The 17,681-nt window shown below is 72.2% G+C and carries 19 protein-coding genes and 1 tRNA gene; 10 read left to right on the top strand and 10 right to left on the bottom strand.

What is annotated here, in order from left to right; genetic code table 11:
• Positions 1-217 precede the first annotated feature (217 nt).
• Entirely contained in the window at positions 218-634 is a 417-nt protein-coding gene (locus tag OG448_RS21490; protein ID WP_405556074.1) for a transglycosylase SLT domain-containing protein, read from the top strand.
• Positions 635-812: 178 nt separating this feature from the next.
• A complete protein-coding gene (locus OG448_RS21485; protein ID WP_405556073.1) occupies positions 813-1,484 on the top strand; it encodes a YoaK family protein in 672 nt (223 codons plus the stop codon).
• On the opposite strand, the gene OG448_RS21480 is transcribed toward OG448_RS21485, so the two are convergent.
• Positions 1,446-2,930, bottom strand: a complete 1,485-nt coding sequence (locus OG448_RS21480; protein ID WP_405556071.1) for a glycosyltransferase family 39 protein — start codon at positions 2,928-2,930, stop codon at positions 1,446-1,448. The genes OG448_RS21485 and OG448_RS21480 overlap by 39 nt on opposite strands.
• Positions 2,931-2,951: 21 nt before the next feature.
• On the bottom strand, positions 2,952-5,051 hold the full coding sequence (locus tag OG448_RS21475) for a bifunctional glycosyltransferase 87/phosphatase PAP2 family protein (protein WP_405556070.1): 2,100 nt from the start codon (positions 5,049-5,051) through the stop codon (positions 2,952-2,954).
• A 261-nt stretch (positions 5,052-5,312) separates the two neighbouring features.
• Between OG448_RS21475 and proP the strand changes: the two genes are divergently transcribed.
• Positions 5,313-6,689: a glycine betaine/L-proline transporter ProP gene (proP, locus tag OG448_RS21470; protein ID WP_405556068.1), complete on the top strand. Its 1,377-nt coding sequence runs from the start codon at positions 5,313-5,315 to the stop codon at positions 6,687-6,689.
• Between the two features lie 161 nt (positions 6,690-6,850).
• A complete protein-coding gene (locus OG448_RS21465) occupies positions 6,851-7,522 on the top strand; it encodes an O-methyltransferase (protein WP_405556066.1) in 672 nt (223 codons plus the stop codon).
• 17 nt (positions 7,523-7,539) lie between these two features.
• On the opposite strand, the gene OG448_RS21460 is transcribed toward OG448_RS21465, so the two are convergent.
• Positions 7,540-7,932 (bottom strand): hypothetical protein, encoded by a 393-nt coding sequence (locus tag OG448_RS21460; protein ID WP_355380636.1) that lies wholly within the window; start codon positions 7,930-7,932, stop codon positions 7,540-7,542.
• A 100-nt stretch (positions 7,933-8,032) separates the two neighbouring features.
• On the opposite strand from OG448_RS21460, the gene OG448_RS21455 reads away from it, so the two are divergent.
• Both OG448_RS21455 and OG448_RS21450 read left to right on the top strand, forming a co-directional pair.
• Entirely contained in the window at positions 8,033-8,446 is a 414-nt protein-coding gene (locus OG448_RS21455) for a DUF1992 domain-containing protein (RefSeq protein ID WP_405556064.1), read from the top strand.
• A gap of 44 nt (positions 8,447-8,490) precedes the next feature.
• Positions 8,491-9,057, top strand: coding sequence for a GNAT family N-acetyltransferase (locus tag OG448_RS21450; protein ID WP_405556062.1), 567 nt, complete (start codon positions 8,491-8,493; stop codon positions 9,055-9,057).
• Here the strand turns inward: OG448_RS21450 and OG448_RS21445 are convergent.
• From OG448_RS21445 to OG448_RS21435, 3 genes are all read right to left on the bottom strand, one after another.
• Positions 8,978-11,029, bottom strand: a complete 2,052-nt coding sequence (locus OG448_RS21445) for a DHA2 family efflux MFS transporter permease subunit (protein ID WP_405556060.1) — start codon at positions 11,027-11,029, stop codon at positions 8,978-8,980. The genes OG448_RS21450 and OG448_RS21445 overlap by 80 nt on opposite strands.
• Before the next feature lie 100 nt (positions 11,030-11,129).
• The gene (locus tag OG448_RS21440) at positions 11,130-11,792 is read right to left on the bottom strand and encodes an HAD-IA family hydrolase (RefSeq protein WP_405556059.1); all 663 of its coding nucleotides are present in this window, start codon (positions 11,790-11,792) and stop codon (positions 11,130-11,132) included.
• Positions 11,793-12,089: 297 nt separating this feature from the next.
• Entirely contained in the window at positions 12,090-12,671 is a 582-nt protein-coding gene (locus tag OG448_RS21435) for a TMEM165/GDT1 family protein (RefSeq protein WP_135790282.1), read from the bottom strand.
• A gap of 386 nt (positions 12,672-13,057) precedes the next feature.
• On the opposite strand from OG448_RS21435, the gene OG448_RS21430 reads away from it, so the two are divergent.
• Both OG448_RS21430 and OG448_RS21425 read left to right on the top strand, forming a co-directional pair.
• Complete coding sequence (locus tag OG448_RS21430) at positions 13,058-13,711, top strand: DUF1524 domain-containing protein (protein WP_391291595.1); 654 nt, start codon at positions 13,058-13,060, stop codon at positions 13,709-13,711.
• A 177-nt stretch (positions 13,712-13,888) separates the two neighbouring features.
• Positions 13,889-14,341 carry a DoxX family protein gene (locus tag OG448_RS21425; RefSeq protein WP_405556057.1) on the top strand — a complete coding sequence of 151 codons (453 nt, stop codon included), beginning with the start codon at positions 13,889-13,891 and terminating at the stop codon, positions 14,339-14,341.
• Between the two features lie 25 nt (positions 14,342-14,366).
• On the opposite strand, the gene OG448_RS21420 is transcribed toward OG448_RS21425, so the two are convergent.
• Positions 14,367-14,873, bottom strand: coding sequence for a superoxide dismutase family protein (locus OG448_RS21420; RefSeq protein WP_405556055.1), 507 nt, complete (start codon positions 14,871-14,873; stop codon positions 14,367-14,369).
• A gap of 229 nt (positions 14,874-15,102) precedes the next feature.
• On the opposite strand from OG448_RS21420, the gene OG448_RS21415 reads away from it, so the two are divergent.
• Positions 15,103-15,717: a DedA family protein gene (locus OG448_RS21415; protein ID WP_405556053.1), complete on the top strand. Its 615-nt coding sequence runs from the start codon at positions 15,103-15,105 to the stop codon at positions 15,715-15,717.
• 131 nt (positions 15,718-15,848) lie between these two features.
• Here OG448_RS21415 and OG448_RS21410 read toward each other — a convergent pair whose 3' ends face one another.
• Positions 15,849-16,178 carry a hypothetical protein gene (locus tag OG448_RS21410; protein WP_391291599.1) on the bottom strand — a complete coding sequence of 110 codons (330 nt, stop codon included), beginning with the start codon at positions 16,176-16,178 and terminating at the stop codon, positions 15,849-15,851.
• Positions 16,179-16,229: 51 nt separating this feature from the next.
• Positions 16,230-17,162 carry a ketopantoate reductase family protein gene (locus tag OG448_RS21405; protein WP_405556051.1) on the bottom strand — a complete coding sequence of 311 codons (933 nt, stop codon included), beginning with the start codon at positions 17,160-17,162 and terminating at the stop codon, positions 16,230-16,232.
• A gap of 94 nt (positions 17,163-17,256) precedes the next feature.
• On the opposite strand from OG448_RS21405, the gene OG448_RS21400 reads away from it, so the two are divergent.
• Positions 17,257-17,496 (top strand): DUF2277 domain-containing protein, encoded by a 240-nt coding sequence (locus OG448_RS21400; RefSeq protein ID WP_405556049.1) that lies wholly within the window; start codon positions 17,257-17,259, stop codon positions 17,494-17,496.
• A gap of 70 nt (positions 17,497-17,566) precedes the next feature.
• Here OG448_RS21400 and OG448_RS21395 read toward each other — a convergent pair.
• A tRNA-Val gene (locus OG448_RS21395) sits at positions 17,567-17,638 on the bottom strand.
• Positions 17,639-17,681 lie beyond the last annotated feature (43 nt).

Raw genomic sequence — 17,681 nt, 5'->3', positions numbered from 1 at the left:
CTGCGCTTTGAGAGCCCGGTCACACCAGGGGGCGTTCCCGGCGGTCCGGCCACAACTAGTAAAAGGGGGTATTGCGGACGTTTCGGAAGCTTGCTTCTCTGGAGGCCGTCGCCTGGCGCCACGGTCCCCACGGGTCGCGGCGCCGACGCATGCGGCCACACGCGGAGCGTGCTGGAACGCGAACGGCGACCCGTCGTCCCCAACGTAAGAGGTTTTCGTGTCGTTCTCCGCCATCCGCCGCATCGTTTCCCCGAAGAAGGCCGTCACCGTGGCCGCCCTGGCCGCCGGTGTCGCCGGTGTCGCCCTCGGCGCCGCCCCCGCGCAGGCCGCGACCAACCCGTCGCCGTCCTCGGCGCAGTCGGTCGCGCACAAGATGATCCAGGACTCCGCGCAGTACAACGCGTTCAGCAAGATCGTCGAGCACGAGAGCGGCTGGAACGTCTCCGCCCAGAACAGCTCCTCGGGCGCGTACGGCCTGGTGCAGGCCCTTCCGGCCTCCAAGATGTCCTCGGCCGGTTCCGACTGGAAGACCAACCCCGCCACCCAGATCAAGTGGGGCCTGGACTACATGAACTCCCGCTACGGCAGCCCCGTCCAGGCGTGGAACTTCTGGCAGGCCAACGGCTGGTACTGAGCCACCCTCACGCGCGGGCCGTTCCCCGCACCGGGCCATCCGGTGCCACGACCACCCACGGTCGACGGCCCACCCCCTCTCCTTCCCGCACCCTCGCCACCGCTCGGCGAGGGTGCGCGCGCATGTCCGCACCCCGTGGTCCACTGGTCCGGCCCCGCCCGCCCGACCGGAGGACGCGATGCCGACGACGACCGCACCGGCCTCGGAGCACCGGGGGCGCGGGTTGCGGCTCCCGCTGGTCCTGCTCGTGCTGACCGTGGTGAGCGGGCTGATCGACGCGGTCGGCTATCTGGGCCTCGGGCGCGTCTTCACGGCCAACATGACGGGCAACGTGGTGGTCCTCGGCTTCGCCGCCGTCGGCGCGCCCGGCTTCTCCGTACCGCTCACGGCCACTTCGCTCGGCTGCTTCCTGGTCGGCGCGGCGGCGGGCGGCCGGCTCACCTCCCACGTCCGGCGCGCGACCCGGCCGACCCTCGTCGCGGAAGCGCTGCTGGTGGGCGCCTCGGCGGCCATCGCCCTCGCCTGGCCCGAGCGGCCGGGCACCCGGTACGCGCTGATCGCCCTCACCGCGCTCGCCATGGGCCTCCGCAACGCCACCGTCCGCGCCCTGGGCGTCCCCGACCTCACCACCACCGTCCTGACCATGACCCTGACCGGCCTGGCCGCCGAGTCCCGCCTGGGCAGCGGCACCGGGCAGCGCTCCCCGCGCCGGACGGCGGCCGTGCTGGCCATGTTCGGCGGTGCCTGCCTGGGCGCCTGGCTGGTCCTCCACCACGGCCTGGGCATCCCGCTGCTGCTCGCGGCGGTGGCCTCAGCGGCGCTGGCAGTCCTCGCCTCGGACCGCGACTGAGCCGGGGCCGGCCTTCCGTACGTAGACCACCACCTGGCCGCCCCACACCCGGACCCGCTCGCATTCCTGGAAGTACTCCCTGAGCGTGCGCCGTTTGACCTCCTCCTGCGGGAAGGGATCGAGGGGCTGGCCGTCGGGATCGGTCAGGGCGAGTACCCGAGGCGTGGCCATGAGGCGGGTGCGGATGGTGGCGGGGGGCAGCTCGGTGCCCTGGAGGGTGTGGGAGGCGGCCGGGGAGCGGGCGAGGGCCAGGTCGTCGAGGCGGGCGTGGAGGGTGGGGTAGGACATCAGCCACTCGCGGCGGCGGGACGGGAGGAACAGCACGCCGTCGCCGGGGTGGGACAGCTTCCGTACGGTCCGGGCGATCGCGACCACGTCGTCCTTGCGGCTCTCCGGTGTGCGGACCGCGAGGGACGCGGGCAGCAAGGCGACGGCCAGGGTCGCGGCCAGCACGCAGGCGGCCCCCTTTCCGAGCTGCGCCGGTACCCGGTCCAGCGCGAGCCCGGCGAGCAGGGCGAGGCCGGCCAGGGCGTAGAGGACGTACCGGTCGACGTACCAGGGCTTGAGCAGTGAGCCGGTGATCAGCAAGCCGGGCGGGACGATCAGCAGGGGCAGGGCGAGGGCGGTCACCGTGCGGTCGGCCCGGGCCGGGACACGGCTCAGCAGCAGGCCCAGCGTGGACACGGCGAGGAACGCGAGCCACATGGCGAGGCTCGGGCGGCCCAGCCAGCCGAGCTGCTGGTCCGCCTGCCCGGCACTGACCACCGCCAGTGGCGCCACCGCCACCAGTACCCCGGCCGCCGCCACACCCCATCTGCGCCACGGCACCCCCAGCAGGCGCAGCGTCACGGCGTGGGCGAACAGCACCAGCGCGGCGAACTCGTGCACCCAGCACACGACCGCCAGCACCACCCCGTACCCCACCCACCAGCCGTGCGCGGTGGAGCCGAGCCCGCGCAGGAAGAGGTAGGTCGCCCAGACGACACCGGCGGTGACCAGGGCGTACGACCGCCCCTCCTGCGCGTACTGCTGGGTCGCCGGGAAGAGGGCGAACAGCACGCCCGCCAGGACGCCGGTCCGGGGTCCGGCGAGCCGGGTGCCGAGTGCGCCGACCCCGGCGGCGGCGAGGGCGGTGGCCAGCACCGAGGGCAGGCGCAGCGCGGGGAGGCCGCCGTCCCAGAGGGCGAAGACGCCGTGCATGAGCAGGTAGTACAGCCCGTGCACGGCGTCGATGCGGCCCAGCAGCGCGAGGAGTTCGCCGAGCGGGCGGTGGGCGAGCTGGTAGGTGACGGACTCGTCGCGCCACATGCTGTCCTGGCGGGTGAGGCCCCACAGCCCGAGGCCCGTGGCGAGTACGGCGGGCACGAGCAACGGTGCCTTGGTGCGCCTCTCCGGAGCGCGGGGCGGGGCGAGCGGGCGGTCGAGGTCTCGCGTCGGGGTGTTCACCTGCTGCCGCCCGTCGCCGGCTCAGCCCGAGGTGACCGGCTGCGACTGGTCCTGCGGCTTGCGCGGGGCCGGGGGCCGCCCCACCTCCCCGCTGTCGGCGGCGATCCCCCGGGGCCCGAGCAGCGCGTACGTGAGGGCGAAGCCCCCGCCGACCACCAACGCCCCGCCGGCCGCGTCCAGCACCCAGTGGTTGGCGGTGGCCACGATCGCGGTGACGGTGAGCAGCGGGTGCAGCAGCCCGAGCACCTTCATCCACCAGCGCGGCGCGAGGACCGCGATCACCACCCCGCACCACAGCGACCACCCGAAGTGCAGCGAGGGCATCGCCGCGTACTGGTTGGTGATCGCGGTCATCGCGCCGTAGTCCGGGTCGGCGAGGTCCTGCGCGCCGTGCACGGTGTCGATGAAGCCGAGCCCCGGCATCAGGCGCGGCGGGGCCAGCGGGAACAGCCAGAAGCCGATCAGCGCGAGCAGGGTGGCGAAGCCGAGGGACGTACGGGCCCAGCGGTAGTCGACCGGGCGGCGCCAGTAGAGGACGGCGAGCACGGTCAGCGGGACGACGAAGTGGAAGGACTCGTAGTAGAAGTCGAGAAGTCCGCGCAGCCGGCCGACCTGGACGACCGCGTGGTTGACGGTGTGCTCGATGTCGATGTGCAGGAACCGCTCGGCGTCGAGGATCAGGCGGCCGTGGCGCTCGGCGGTGGCGCGGGCGGCCTCGTCGCTGCCCCCGGTCGCCGCGAGCCGCACCTGCGCGTAGGCGGCGTAGGTGACGCGGATGAGCAGCAGCTCCAGCAGCAGGTTGGGCCGGGTGAGCGAGCGCCGCAGGAACGGCAGCAGCGGTACGTGTCCGAGCCGCGCCGGGGTCTGGTGGGCGTACGCGGTGGGCGCCGGGGTGTCGTAGTGGGGGGAGGTGCGGGACAGGAAGGGGACGGCGGTGGCGGCGGCCAGCGCGGCGAGGAGGACGAGGTTGTCCCGCAGCGGGTACATCACCGGCGTGTTCGGCAGCATCATCGTCGCCGGGAGGGTGGTCACCAGGACCACCGCGACCGGCCAGACCGTACGGTCGGCGGCCCGCGTCCCGGCCCGGCCGACCACCGCGAGCAGCACCCAGAGGAGCTGGTGCTGCCAGGTCGTCGGGGAGCCGGCGACGGCCGCGCACCCGGTGACGGCCACGGCGAGCAGCAACTGCCCGTCGCGGGCGTAGCCCACGGCCCGGCGCAGCGCGAGGACGGCGACGGCCGCGCCGAGCAGCAGGAAGAGCGCGATCTCCAGCGGGCCGCTGAGCCCGGACCGGAGCAGGGCGCCGTGCAGCGACTGGTTGGCGAGCGCCTCGGCGCTGCCGCCGAGGCCGGCGCCCGCCATGTGGTGCACCCAGTACGTGAAGGAGTCGCCCGGCATCGCGGCCCAGGCGAGCAGGGTGCCCCCGGCGAAGGTGGCGGCGGCGGTCGGCGCGGCCCGGCGGCGGCCGGTGAACCAGAGCAGCGGGACGAAGAGCAGGACCGTCGGCTGGAGGGCGGCGGCGAGGCCGATGAGCACGCCTCCGGTGCGTTCGCCGCGCACGGTGAAGCAGCCCAGCAGGACGAGCAGGACCGGGATGACGCTGGTCTGGCCGAGCCACAGGGTGTTGCGGACCGGCAGCGACACCATGAGCAGGCTGATGGCGACCGGGGCGGCCAGCAGGGCGGTACGGCGCCCGACGGGCCGGGGCAGCGCGCGGGCGACGACCAGGCCGAGGGCGACGACCAGCAGCAGGGTGCCGAAGGTCCAGCCCCAGCCGAGGGCCTGTTCGGCGGCGCGGGTGAGCGGTTTGAGGACCAGGCCGGCGAAGGGGGTGCCGGTGAACCGGGTGGAGGCGTACAGGGAGCCGTTGACGTGCAGGACGCCCTCCGGGCCGACCCAGGTCTCCAGGTCGGTGAGACGCTGCCCGCTCGGGGTGGTGAGGACGAGGGCCATCTGCCGGACCGCCAGGATCGCGGCCACCGCCCACAGGGCGAGCCGGGCGGCGCGCAGCCGCGCTCCGGGTCCTGTCGTCGCCAGGGTGTCCGCCCGCCCGCCGTGCTCCACGTCCACCACGCCCCGCGGCCTCCCGCCCCATCGCGTCATCCGACGTCCGTCCCCCATTTGTCCGGATGACGATAGTCCGAAAGGGGTGCGGTTTCCGCTTCGCGACGCGATATGGATCACATTTCTGATGGGGATCATGCTCGGCGGACAGGGCAGACGTACCAGCGTAGACGCGGTTTCTTTGCAGAATGTAATGTTCCACTTACAGGACGTAAGGGGCCGAAACTCTCCTATCGTCTCTTTTCTGCCTGACGCACGCCATCGCCGTCGTCGTCCGGCGTCGCCCGTGTCCCCGTCGAAAGGCAGGCGAGTTCCGTTTTGGCCGCCACCGCTGTCAGTCCCCGTCCGAAGTCTCTTCGGACCTCGAAGGCCCAGGCAGAGCCCACGGTCACCGACCCCGCGCTCGTCAAGCGTGCCGTCAAGGCGGCCGCGCTCGGCAACGCCATGGAGTGGTTCGACTTCGGCGTCTACAGCTACATCGCCGTGACGCTGGGCAAAGTCTTCTTCCCTTCCGGGAACCCGACTGCACAGCTCCTCTCGACGTTCGGAGCCTTCGCCGCGGCCTTCCTCGTCCGCCCGCTCGGCGGTATGATCTTCGGCCCGCTGGGCGACCGGGTGGGACGCCAGAAGGTCCTCGCCGTCACGATGATCATGATGGCGGCGGGCACGTTCGCCATCGGCCTGATCCCCTCGTACGCCTCCATCGGCGTCGGCGCGCCGCTGCTGCTGCTGGCGGCCCGTCTGGTGCAGGGCTTCTCCACCGGCGGTGAGTACGCCGGTGCCTCGACCTTCATCGCCGAGTACGCCCCGGACAAGAAGCGCGGCTTCCTCGGGAGCTGGCTGGAGTTCGGCACCCTGGCCGGTTACATCGGCGGCGCGGGTCTGGTCACGCTGATGACGGCCCTGCTCTCCTCCGACGACCTGCTCTCCTGGGGCTGGCGCATCCCGTTCCTGATCGCCGGTCCGATGGGCATCATCGGCCTGTACCTGCGGATGCGCCTGGAGGAGACCCCGGCGTTCGCCGCCGAGGTCGAGAAGGCCGAGACCAACCGGCCGAAGGTGCCGCTGCGCGAGATGCTCGCGGGCCAGTGGCAGTCGCTGCTGCTCTGCGTCGGCCTGGTGCTGGTCTTCAACGTCACCGACTACATGCTGCTGTCGTACATGCCGAGCTTCCTCACCAGTGAGCTGAAGTACGACGAGACGCACGGTCTGCTGGTCGTCCTCGGTGTGATGGCCCTGATGATGATCGTCCAGCCGTTCGCGGGCGCCCTGACCGACCGCGTCGGCCGCCGTCCGGTGATCGCCGCGGGCTGCGCGGGCTTCCTGTTCCTGTCGATCCCGGCCCTGCTGCTGATCCGCCAGGGCAGCCTGCTCGCCGTCGCGCTCGGCATGGGCGCGCTGGGTCTGCTGCTGGTCTGCTTCACCGCCGCCATGCCGGCCGCGCTCCCGGCGCTGTTCCCGACCCGGGTCCGCTACGGCTCGCTGTCGATCGGCTTCAACGTCTCGGTGTCCCTGTTCGGCGGTACGACCCCGCTGGTGGTCACCGCGTTGATCGGGGCGACCGGCAACCTGATGATGCCCGCGTACTACATGATGGCGGCCGCCGTCATCGGTGGCTTCGCGGTGTGGCGGATGAGCGAGTCCGCGGGCCGTCCGCTGCCGGGCTCGCCGCCCGCGGTGGAGGCCGAGAAGTAGGAGTCTTTCTCCGGGCGAGGTGGGCGCGGGAACCGTACGTACGGTTCCCGCGCCCACTTCTGTCATTCCGCCCCCCAGGGGCGCGGCGCTGGGATCATCCGGGGGGGACCATGGACCCTGGCAGAGGTTTTGCGCAGACACTCGGGAAAGGCAGCACACGCATGAGCGAGTCGCAGCGGTGGGACGACGTCGACCTCTACTTCACCAGCCGGCTCGCACCGGACGACGACGCCCTGCGGGCCGCGCTGCGCGACTCGGACGCGGCCGGGCTGCCGTCCATCGCGGTGACGCCCACCCAGGGCAAGTTCCTCCAGCTCCTGGCACAGATCCAGGGCGCCCGTACGGTGCTGGAGATCGGCACCCTCGGCGGGTACAGCACCATCTGGCTGGCCCGTGCCCTCCCCGAGGACGGCCGCCTGGTCACGCTGGAGCACAGCCCGGAACACGCCGACGTGGCCGTCCGCAACATCGCGCGGGCGGGCCTGGACCGGGTGGTGGACGTACGGGTCGGCCCGGCCCTGGAGTCCCTCCCCAACCTCGCCGACGAGAACCCGGCCCCCTTCGACCTGGTCTTCATCGACGCCGACAAGGCGAACAACCCGCACTACGTCGAGTGGGCCCTCCGCCTCACCCGCACCGGCAGCCTGATCATCCTCGACAACGTCGTCCGCGGCGGCCACGTCGCCGACCCCACCAGCACCGACCCCGCCATCACCGGCACCCGCACCGCCATCGACCTCATCGCCGACCACCCCCGCCTGACGGGCACGGCCCTCCAGACGGTGGGCGGCAAGGGGTACGACGGTTTCGCCCTGGCACGGGTGGTGGGCTAGGACGACACCGGCCCGGGCTACACCTCGTGGTAGAAGCCCACGTTCACGCTGCGCGGGGCCGTGCGGTCCTGGATGACCACCTCGCCTGAGGCTCCTCGGGGGAGGCGGACCGCGCCGCCGTAGGGGACGGTCTGGGCGTATTCGCCGACGGTGAGGCGGACCTCGGAGGAGGGGTCGGGCTGGGAGCCGTGGAGCCAGGAGAGCTGCCAGCCGCCGTCGGGGCCGCAGAGGAACTCCAGGTGGACGCGGGAGACGAAGAGCCAGTCCTCCGGGGTGACCAGCCGGCACACCGCGCCGTCCCGGCCCACGCGGAGCGCGGCGCCCGGTTCGCTGGGCGCCTCGGCCATGGTCATGCCGGCCGTGGCACCCGCTTCCTCACTGGAGACGGCGGCCATGGTGAGTTCGAGCACGCGTGTTCCCCCTGAAGCCTCCTGGCGCGGACCCCTGATCGCCGCACCGCCGCCGCATGATAGAACGCCCGGCTCGTCCACGTCCGGCACAATGGGGGGCATGACCGAGCGAAAGCCACCGGGTGTCCCGTTCGAGTCGTGGGTCGACCACCAGATCGGTGCCGCGCAGCGCCGCGGCGAGTTCGACGGGCTGCCCGGCGCGGGCGAGCCGCTACCCGCGGGTCTGGACAGCGCTTACGACGAACTCTGGTGGGTCAAGCGGAAGATGGCCCGCGAGGGCCTGACCGTACTGCCCCCGGCGCTCGCCCTGCGCAAGGAGGCCGAGGACGCGCTCGCGGCGGCGTACGCGGCGCCCTCGGAGTGCGCCGTCCGGGAGATCATCAGGGCGGTCAACGTCAAGATCAAGGACATGATGTTCCGGCCCCCGCCGGGCCCGCCGCTGGGCAGGAAGCCGTACGACGTGGACGAGGTCGTGGCCGAGTGGCGACGGCTCAGGGAGACCGGCGGCGCCTGAAATCCGCTTGCCCGCGCCCCGCGTGCCCGGCTGGGATGGCACGCATGACGACGTGGACCATCACCCCGGAACCCTACGACTCCACGGTGGCCGCGGCCCTGTGGCGGGCGTACTACACCGAGGTCAGCGACCGCTGGTACCTCCTGCACGAGGGACACCGCACCGACCCGGCCGAGCTGGAGCGGGAGATCGCGGCCCGCACCGGCGCCGAACTCGCCCCGCCGAACGGTGAGTTGCTGGTGGCGAGGTACGCCGGTGAACCGGCCGGCTCGGCGGGCGTACGCCTGCTCGCCCCGGACACCGCGGAACTGACCCGCGTCTTCCTGTACGAGGACATGCGCGGCCGGGGCGGCGCCACCCCGCTGGTCCGCGCCGCCGAGGAGGCCGCCCGCGCCCTGGGCGCCCACCGGATGATCCTGGACACCCGCACCGACCTCGTGGAGGCCCGCACCCTGTACGCCCGGCTCGGCTACGCCGAGACCGAACGGCACAACGACGACCCGTACGCCGAGCACTGGTTCACCAAGGACCTCATTTCGGCCCTCGACCCGGCTTCCGTACCGCCCCGCCCTGCGGCCGCTCCCGCTCGGAGCCGCACAGCTCGGCCGTGAGTTCCTTCACCAACTGCACCAGGTCCGTGGGCCGTCCGGGCTCCCACCAGTCCCCCAGCAGCTCGGACAGGGAGTCCTCGCGAGCCTTCGCCAGCCGCGCGGCGACCTCCGCCCCGGCCGGGGTGAGCGACAGCTCGAGCCCGTCGCGCGCGGCGAGCCGCCGTTCCTCGACCTGCCGGGCGGCGGCCAGCACCGTACTGAGCGGCACGGGAGCGCGCTCGGCGAGCACGTACGGCTCCACGGACCCGTACCTGCGCATCCGCAGCAGCATCCAGCTCGCGGCGGGCAGCAGGTCGTACCCGGCGCGGGCGGTGATCTCCTCGTAGATCTCCCGCCGCCCCTCGCGGGTGCCGAGCGTGGAGAGCGCGCGGCAGACCTCCTCGTAGGAGGAGCGGTGGACCGGGTTGGGCGGGATGGTCTCGGAGGCGTCGGGCGCGGTGACCGAGCCGCGCAGCCGGTCCTCCTTGAGGAACCAGGCCAGGACGAAGCCGACGAACGCGACCGGGGCGGCGTAGAGGAAGACGTCGGTGATGGACGAGGAGAAGGCGTGCAGCGCGGCCGGCCGCAGCGTGGGCGGCAGCGCGCCGATGCCCCGCGGGTCGGCCTCCAGCGCGCCGGGCGAGACGCCGGGCGGCAGCCGGACGTCCAGGAAGGCTTCGGTGAGCTTGTCGCCGAGGCGGCCCGAGAAGACGGTGCCGAAGATGGCGACGCCGAAGGAGGCGCCGATGGACCGGAAGAAGGTCGCGCCGGAGGTGGCGACGCCCAGGTCCTCGTAGGACACCGCGTTCTGCACGATGAGGATGAGCACCTGGAGCACGAGGCCCAGCCCGAGGCCGAAGACGAAGAAGTACAGGCTCATCTCCAGCGTGGAGCTGTGTTCGTCGAGCCGGTGCAGCAGGAGCAGGCCGAGGGCGGTGACGGCGGTGCCCGCGACCGGGAACACCTTCCAGCGGCCGGTGCGGCTGACGATCTGCCCGGAGACGGTGGAGGTCAGCAGCAGCCCGACCACCATCGGCAGCATGTGGACGCCGGACATGGTGGGCGAGATGCCGTGCACGATCTGCAGGAACGTCGGCAGGTAGGTCATGGCGCCGAACATGGCGAAGCCGACGATGAAGCTGATCACGGCGGCGAGGGTGAAGGTGCGGATGCCGAACAGCTTCAGCGGCAGCACCGGCTCGGCGGCCCGCCGCTCCACCGCGACGAACGCGACCGCGAGCAGTACGCCCAGCACGGCGAGCCCGATGATCCGGCCCGACGCCCACGGCCAGGTCGTCCCGCCGAGCGAGGCGACCAGCACCAGACAGGTGGCTACGGAGGCGATCAGCAGGGTGCCGAGGTAGTCGATGGCGTGCCGGGAGGTGCGGCGCGGGATGTGCAGGGCGGTGGCGATGACGACGAGCGCGACGATCCCGATGGGCAGGTTGATGTAGAACACCCACCGCCAGCTCAGATGCTCGGTGAACAGCCCGCCGAGGAGCGGTCCGAGCACGCTGGTGGCGCCGAACACGGCCCCGAAGAGCCCCTGGTACCGGCCGCGCTCACGGGGCGGGACGATGTCGCCGACGATCGCCATCGACAGCACCATCAGCCCGCCACCGCCGAGCCCCTGGAGCGCCCGGAACCCGATGAGCTGGGGCATGTTCTGCGCCGTCCCGCACAGCGCGGAGCCGATCAGGAAGATGACGATGGCCGTCTGGAACAGCCGCTTGCGCCCGTACTGGTCCCCGAGCTTGCCCCACAGCGGGGTCGCCGCGGTGGACGCCAGCAGATACGCCGTGACGACCCAGGACAGATGTTCCAGCCCGCCGAGCTCGCTCACGATGGTCGGCAGCGCCGTCGACACGATCGTCTGATCCAGCGCGGCCAGCAACAGCCCGAGCAGCAGGGCCCCGATGGAGACGAGCACGTTCCCACTGACGTGCTCACCCCGGCGCACCTCTTCGGCGGCGCCATGCGTGTCCAAGGCCATGAAGACCTCCCAGCCCTCGGTTGCCTGCTCCCATGTTCGGCGGTGCAGGGGGCCACGGCCTGTCGAGGGCGGGGGAGGTCGTCCCGGCTTGCGCGGGCGGTCAGCCGATGAGAAGGCGGATCGTGCCGTCCTCCTGCGGCTCCACGCGCAGCTCGGTGAGGTCCTGGACCAGCGCGTCCGGCCGGTGCTGCCCGGCACGCGGGCCGACGCCCACCACGCGCATACCCGCCGCGCGGCCCGCCGCGATGCCCGCGCCGGAGTCCTCGAAGACCACGCAGTCGGCGGGGGCGATGCCGAGTTCCGCCGCGCCCTTGAGGAAGCCCTCGGGGTCGGGCTTGCTGGCGCCGACCGACTCGGCGGTGACGCGGACCTCGGGGAGGCGGAGTCCGGCGGCGGCCATGCGGGCGGTGGAGAGGGCGACGTCGGCGGAGGTGACCAGGGCGTGCGGGGTGCCGGTGAGGGCGGCGAGGAAGGCGGTGGCGCCGGGGACCTCGATCACGCCGTCCATGTCGGCGGTCTCCTCGGCGAGCATGCGGGCGTTGTCCGCGAGGTTTGCCTCGACCGGGCGCTCCGGCAGCAGCAGCGCCATGGAGGCGTGCCCCTGCCTGCCGTGCACGACGCTCATCACCTCGTCGCCGTCGAGCCCCTGGGCGGCGGCCCAGCGCCGCCAGATGCGCTCGACCACGGCGTCGGAGTTGACGAGGGTGCCGTCCATGTCGAGCAGGAGGGCGCGGGCGGTGAGAACGGCGGGCTCGGTGGCCATCGGCAGCTCCAGAGACGCGAGGGCCCCGATCGAGGGGGCCCTGTGAGGGACAGGGCGTCCGGCGGGGGTCCCTGTCGGGGACAAGGCGGCCCCGCCCGCCGGTCAGGGGAAACGGGCGGGAGCCACTTTGTTCCTCCACGGTACAAAATGCGACCGGTTCTGGCCACCACGCCTCCCGCGAGGGGCCTCCGGCCGGGCACAGGGCCCGGTCGGCGGAGCACGGCCCGGACGCGGGGCACGGCCCGCCCGCTCGACCGGCACCCGCGCCCGCCCGCACCCCGCGCCGCCCAACAGGCCCTAGCCGGCGATCGCCTCGTACAGGCTCCACACGCCGAGGCCGATCATCAGCAGGGCCGCGATCTGGGTGATCAGCCGCAGCGGCACCCGCTTCATCAGGGCCTTGCCGCCGACGATGCCGAGTCCGGCCACCGCCCACAGGCCGAGCACCGCGCCGAGGCCGACCGAGAGCGGGTCGTCGTAGCGGGCGGCGAGGTTGGCGGTCATGATCTGGGTGAGGTCACCGAACTCGGCGACCAGGATGAGCATGAAGCCCGTACCCGCGACCTTCCAGAAGGACTGGTCGGCGGGCTTCTTGATCTCCTCCTCGCCCTCGTCCTTCTTCAGCAGCAGCACGGCCGCGCCACCGAGGAAGAGGACACCGGTGAGAGCGTGCACGATCTGCTGCGGCAGCAGGGTCAGCACGCTGCCCGCCGCGACGGCGAGCACGACATGCACCAGGAATGCCGCGGCGACACCGGCGAAGACGTACGACGCGCGGTAACGGGCGCCGAGGACGAGACCGGCGAGCGCGGTCTTGTCCGGCAGTTCGGCGAGGAAGATGACGCCGAAGACGAGCGCCGTCACGGTAATGCTGATCAAGGTTCCTCAATCGGTCGGGGCCGCCCCGCCGAGAGTGCGCGTTTCACGTAGGAGACACCTCGGCACGGCAGCACACTGGGCACCCGCGCCTGGGGGCACGGGCGTGCACTGCTTGCCGAAGGTCTCGCTGGCGGGTCCCACGGGATCCCGCCTCCGGGCGCCGGCTCAGGCTCGCTGAGCAGTATGTCGACGGTCCGGCGAAGAGCTACTCCCCTTCTGCACCGCCCATGGTACGGGACGTGAAAGTTCCGTCCTGAACCTTGTCGTGTCATGAACGCGTCACTAGCTTCTTACCGGGCGCTCACCCCGCCGCAACGCCACCTGGCGAGCATTCCCCTGCCCGCGCGCCAACACTCCTACCCCACAAGGGAGTTCATATGTTCCGCATGTCCCGCTCGTCCCGGTTCTACGCGCGTCGACGGCTCGGTGTCGTCGCCGCGGCCACCGGTCTGCTCGCCTCCGCCGCCCTGTTCAACTCGCCCAGCGCCTCCGCCGCCCTGCCCACCCCGGTGAGCGGCGCCACCGCCCGGAGCTACCTCTCCCAGCTCACCGTGGCCACCGAGAACCGCACCGGCTACAACCGGGACCTGTTCCCGACCTGGATCACCATCAGCGGCACCTGCAACACCCGCGAGTACATACTCAAGCGGGACGGCACGAACGTCACCACCGACTCCGCCTGCGTGGCGACCGGCGGCAGTTGGTACTCCCCGTACGACGGCGCGACATGGGGCGCGGCCTCCGACGTGGACATCGACCACCTCGTCCCGCTGGCCGAGGCGTGGGACTCCGGTGCGAGCAAGTGGACGACCGCGCAGCGCCAGGGCTTCGCCAACGACGTCACCCGGCCGCAGCTCCTCGCCGTCACGGACAACGTGAACCAGGCCAAGGGCGACCAGGACCCGGCGACCTGGATGCCCAGCCTCACGTCGTACCGGTGCACCTACGTCCGGGCCTGGGTGCAGGTGAAGTACTACTACAACCTCTCGGTGGACTCGGCGGAGAAGAGCGCGCTGACGAGCTACCTGTCGGGCTGCTGACGGCAACCCACCTCTACGTCGACGGCTCGCCCCGGCCATCCGGCCGGGGCGAGCCGTCGTCGTTTTCCGATCATGGCTGAATGTTGAACTTGCAAGTATGCGTTAGGTATACCTAACCTGGCCCTCGTTCGGTACCCGCCGCCCCACATCCGGCCCCGAAAGAGGAGACCTCCCCCCATGTCCGCACGTCTCGACGCCGCCCAGCCGTACGCGCTCGGGCTCTTCCGCATCGTCATCGGCCTGCTGTTCACCGCGCACGGCGCCGCCTCGCTCTTCGGCGTCCTCGGCGGCGCCGCGGGCACCCACGGCGGCACGATCGCGGCGGGCACCTGGCCCGGCTGGTACGCGGCGGCCATCCAGCTCGTCGCCGGCGCCCTGGTCCTGCTGGGCCTCGGCACCCGCGGAGCCGCCCTGATCGCCTCCGGCTCGATGGCGTTCGCCTACTTCGACGTCCACCAGCAGGCGGCTCTGTGGCCCATCCAGAACGGCGGCGAGCTGTCGGTCCTGTTCTGCTGGACCTTCTTCCTGCTGGTCTTCACGGGGTCGGGGGCGTTCGGGCTGGACCGGGTGGTGGCGTCCCGGCGGGTGACTCCGTCGGAGGAGCGGACGCGGGAGCCGATAGCGGCCTGAGGGGCGGCATCGCGCGCACCCACGCCTACTCCGTGACCCACCCGAAGGGCACCGTGAAGCAGGCGACGCGAGTGGCGCCCTCGCCCGGCCGGTCCTGGATCACCACGGAGGCGGCCTCGTCGCGCCGCAGTCCCCAGGTGTGCCGGTCGCTCGCGCCGCCCGTGCCCTGGGCGTCGGTGGTGAAGTCGAGCCGGACCTCGTTGTCGTCGGCGGCGCCGGGCTGGTTCTCGTACCGGGGACCGGCGTCGACGGGGAGGGTGCCGCAGGGGCGCTGGTGGACGGAGGCCCCGAAGGAGTGACGGGGGCGCACGCCGGCGATGCGCAGGTCGATGGTGGTGGCACCGCCCGCGCTGGTGTGCTGACGTACCCGGATGGAGGCGGCGGCCGGGACATAGGACTGGTCGTACGTCACCGCGGCCGAGGGGATGAAGGCGGCGGGCGGGGCGAACCGGCCCTGGGCGTCGACGGTGTAGCCACTGGTGGTGCCGACCAGCAGCACCGCCGCCGTCACCGCGCTCAGGATTGCCGGCATGGAGCACACCTTCTTTTCCGTGATCGTGTGAGCCCCCCACACGTTGGTACGAGACATGCGCTCCGGCCGCCCTCTGGGCGCGCCGCACGGGTGAAAGGCGACGTACGGGGCGTCACGGGTCGGCCGTCGTGAACATGTTGTGATGATCACTTGATCCCCCCATGAACCTCCTGTCACCGGTCAGGCGTACGCTGTACGGCTGTAATCGGGGGAGCGACGGGGAGTAATCGTGTGGGAGAGCGTGGGGTCACTGGCGGCCGGTCCATGGATCTATGCCGTGGTGGCCGTCTCGGTCCTGCTCGACGTCTTCCTGCCGGTGCTGCCCAGCGGCGTCCTGGTCATCGCGGCGGCCACGGCGGCGGCCGGCACGGGGGCGGCGGCCGGAAAGGTCCCGCACGACGTGCCGGACATCCTGGTACTGATCCTGCTGGCGACGACGGCCTCCGTGCTGGGCGACCTCGTCGCGTACCGGCTGGCCTGGCGCGGCGGTGAGCGGCTGGACCGTGCCATCGCCCGCTCCCGGCGGCTGACCAACGCGCAGGAACGTCTCGGCGAGGCGCTGTCGCGGGGCGGCGGCGCCCTGGTCGTCCTCGCCCGCTTCGCCCCCGCCGGCCGCTCGGTCGTCTCCTTCTGCGCGGGCGCCGCCCACCGCCGCGCCCGCGACTTCGTCCCCTGGTCCGCCCTCGCCGGCCTCTCCTGGGCCGCCTACAGCACCGCCCTCGGCTACTACGGCACCCGCTGGCTCGGCACGGCATGGCTGGCCACAGCCGTCTCGATCGCGGCACTCACCGGGGCGGGCGCCGCGGCGGCGTATCTGATGCGCCGGCGGCCTGCGGGGTCCTGAGCCGCACGGAGTCCGTCATCTCCATGCCGGCTACGGGCAACGCCCACAAACCGTCACTCACTGCCGATGCACCACACCCAGCGGTTGCGGCATGCCGTCGAAGAGCGGGCGGAGCCGTATCTCGGCTGAAGTTACTCCTGCTCGTGGGCGTGCTTCAGCTTCGAGCGGGCCTGTACGCGGTCCGCGGCCGCCACCTCGGTCCAGTAGCGGTGGCCGGTGATGAAGACGGCCAGTTCGTGTTCGCGGCGGCGGAGTTTCTCGACCTCGGCCTGTTCGTCGGCGGTCCAGCCGGGGGACGCGGGCCGTTCGATCTTGCGCCAGCCGGTGTCGTCGGTGAAGCCGTCCAGCGGCACGACCGACCAGGGCAGCCGCTTGAGCAGGGCCGACAGCTCGGCCCTGATCTGATGCAGCTCCTCCTGCCCGGCGAGCAGGTCACTGGGGAATTCATGGGACGCAGACACACGGCAATGGTACGCCTGTTCGATTTTCAGTGGCGAGCTACGCCGGGCGGTTCATTCGAACGAGTGGCCTCGGGCGCCGACGCCGCCCAGCTCCTTCACCAACCGCGCCGTCACCGGCACCGCCACCCCGTGCCGCTCCGCAGCACGCAGCAACGCCCCACCGATCGCGTCGAGTTCAAGGGCCCGGCCCGCCTCCGCGTCACGCTGCATCGAGGACTTGGCCGCCGCCGGGAACAGGTCGTAGCGAGCGAGGGACCCGGCCGGGTCCGCCGGTGCACCACAGGCGCGGCCGACCTCCGCCGTCTCGGCCACCAGGGCCTCCAGCTCCGAGCGGTACCGCGTACGGGCCTCACCGATCGGCACCCCGTACCGCGTCGTGAGCAGGGCGAACGGGGCGAGGAACGCCATCTTGCCCCACAGGGCCGCCGTCTCGTCGTCCACCACGCGCGCCGTCACACCGGCCGCCGCGAGGGCCGACGCCAAGGTGTCGAGGCGGGGCCGTACCGTCGCCGCGCCCACGAGGTCGACCTCGGTGAAGGGGCTGCCGTGTTCGATCACCACACCCTCGCCGTCCCCGGTCTGGACGCGCGTGGACTCGACCCGGATCGTCGCGGGGGCGACCAGCTCGGGCGCGTACCGCCTACGCAGCTCCGCCGGGTGTTCGACGCCGTTCAGCAGCGGCACGACCAGCGCGTCACCGAGCACGGCGGGCGATACGCGGGTCAGGGCCGCGTCCAGCGTGGTGTGCTTGACGGTGATCAGGCAGGCGTCGACCGGCTCGCGCAGCTCGGTGTCCGCCTCCACGCCGGCGCCGAAGTCCCCGAACTGCCCGCTGCGCACCTGGATTCCGTCCCGGCGCAGCACCTCCGCCGTGCCCTCCCGTGCCAGGCAGATCACCCGATGCCCGGAACGGGACAGCAGGGCGGCGACAAGTCCGCCGATGCCGCCGGGGCCGAGTATCGCGACCGTGGGCTTGCTCGTCATGAACGTGTCCTCTCCAACGGTCGGCCCCGACATTCGGTGGCCGCCTGCCGCCGATCATCGGTCACGCGCGGCCCGGTTGGAGGAGACTTGAGACATGTGCCGGAGTATCAAGACGTTGCGGCCGCCCGTGTTGCCCGGTGAGGCCACCGAGGACGACATCCGCGCCGCCGCGCTGCAATACGTACGCAAGGTCTCGGGCTTCCGCGCCCCCGCCGCCCACAATCGCGAGGCGTTCGACCGCGCCGTGGACGCCGTCACGCAGGCCACGGCGGAGTTGCTGGGCAGCCTGGAGGTGCGGGGGCGGCCGGTACGGGAGGAGCCGGTCGGCGGATGACCATGGAAAAACGGCCCCCCGGACACTCCCGGAGGGCCGTCGCAAGCCTCTCGCCTGCTCGTTCTCGCTGTGGGCGCGGACGGTTTCGAACCGCCGACATCCTGCTTGTAAGGCAGGCGCTCTACCCCTGAGCTACGCACCCGCGGCCCGGCGCGTGGCCGGGATGAGTCGACAGCCTACCTTGC

Origin of the sequence: Streptomyces sp. NBC_01171, assembly GCF_045039805.1 — a bacterium.
Taxonomy (GTDB): Bacteria; Actinomycetota; Actinomycetes; order Streptomycetales; family Streptomycetaceae; genus Streptomyces.
Note: the sequence above shows the minus strand (reverse complement) of the source record. Positions and strands in the feature narration are given on the sequence as shown.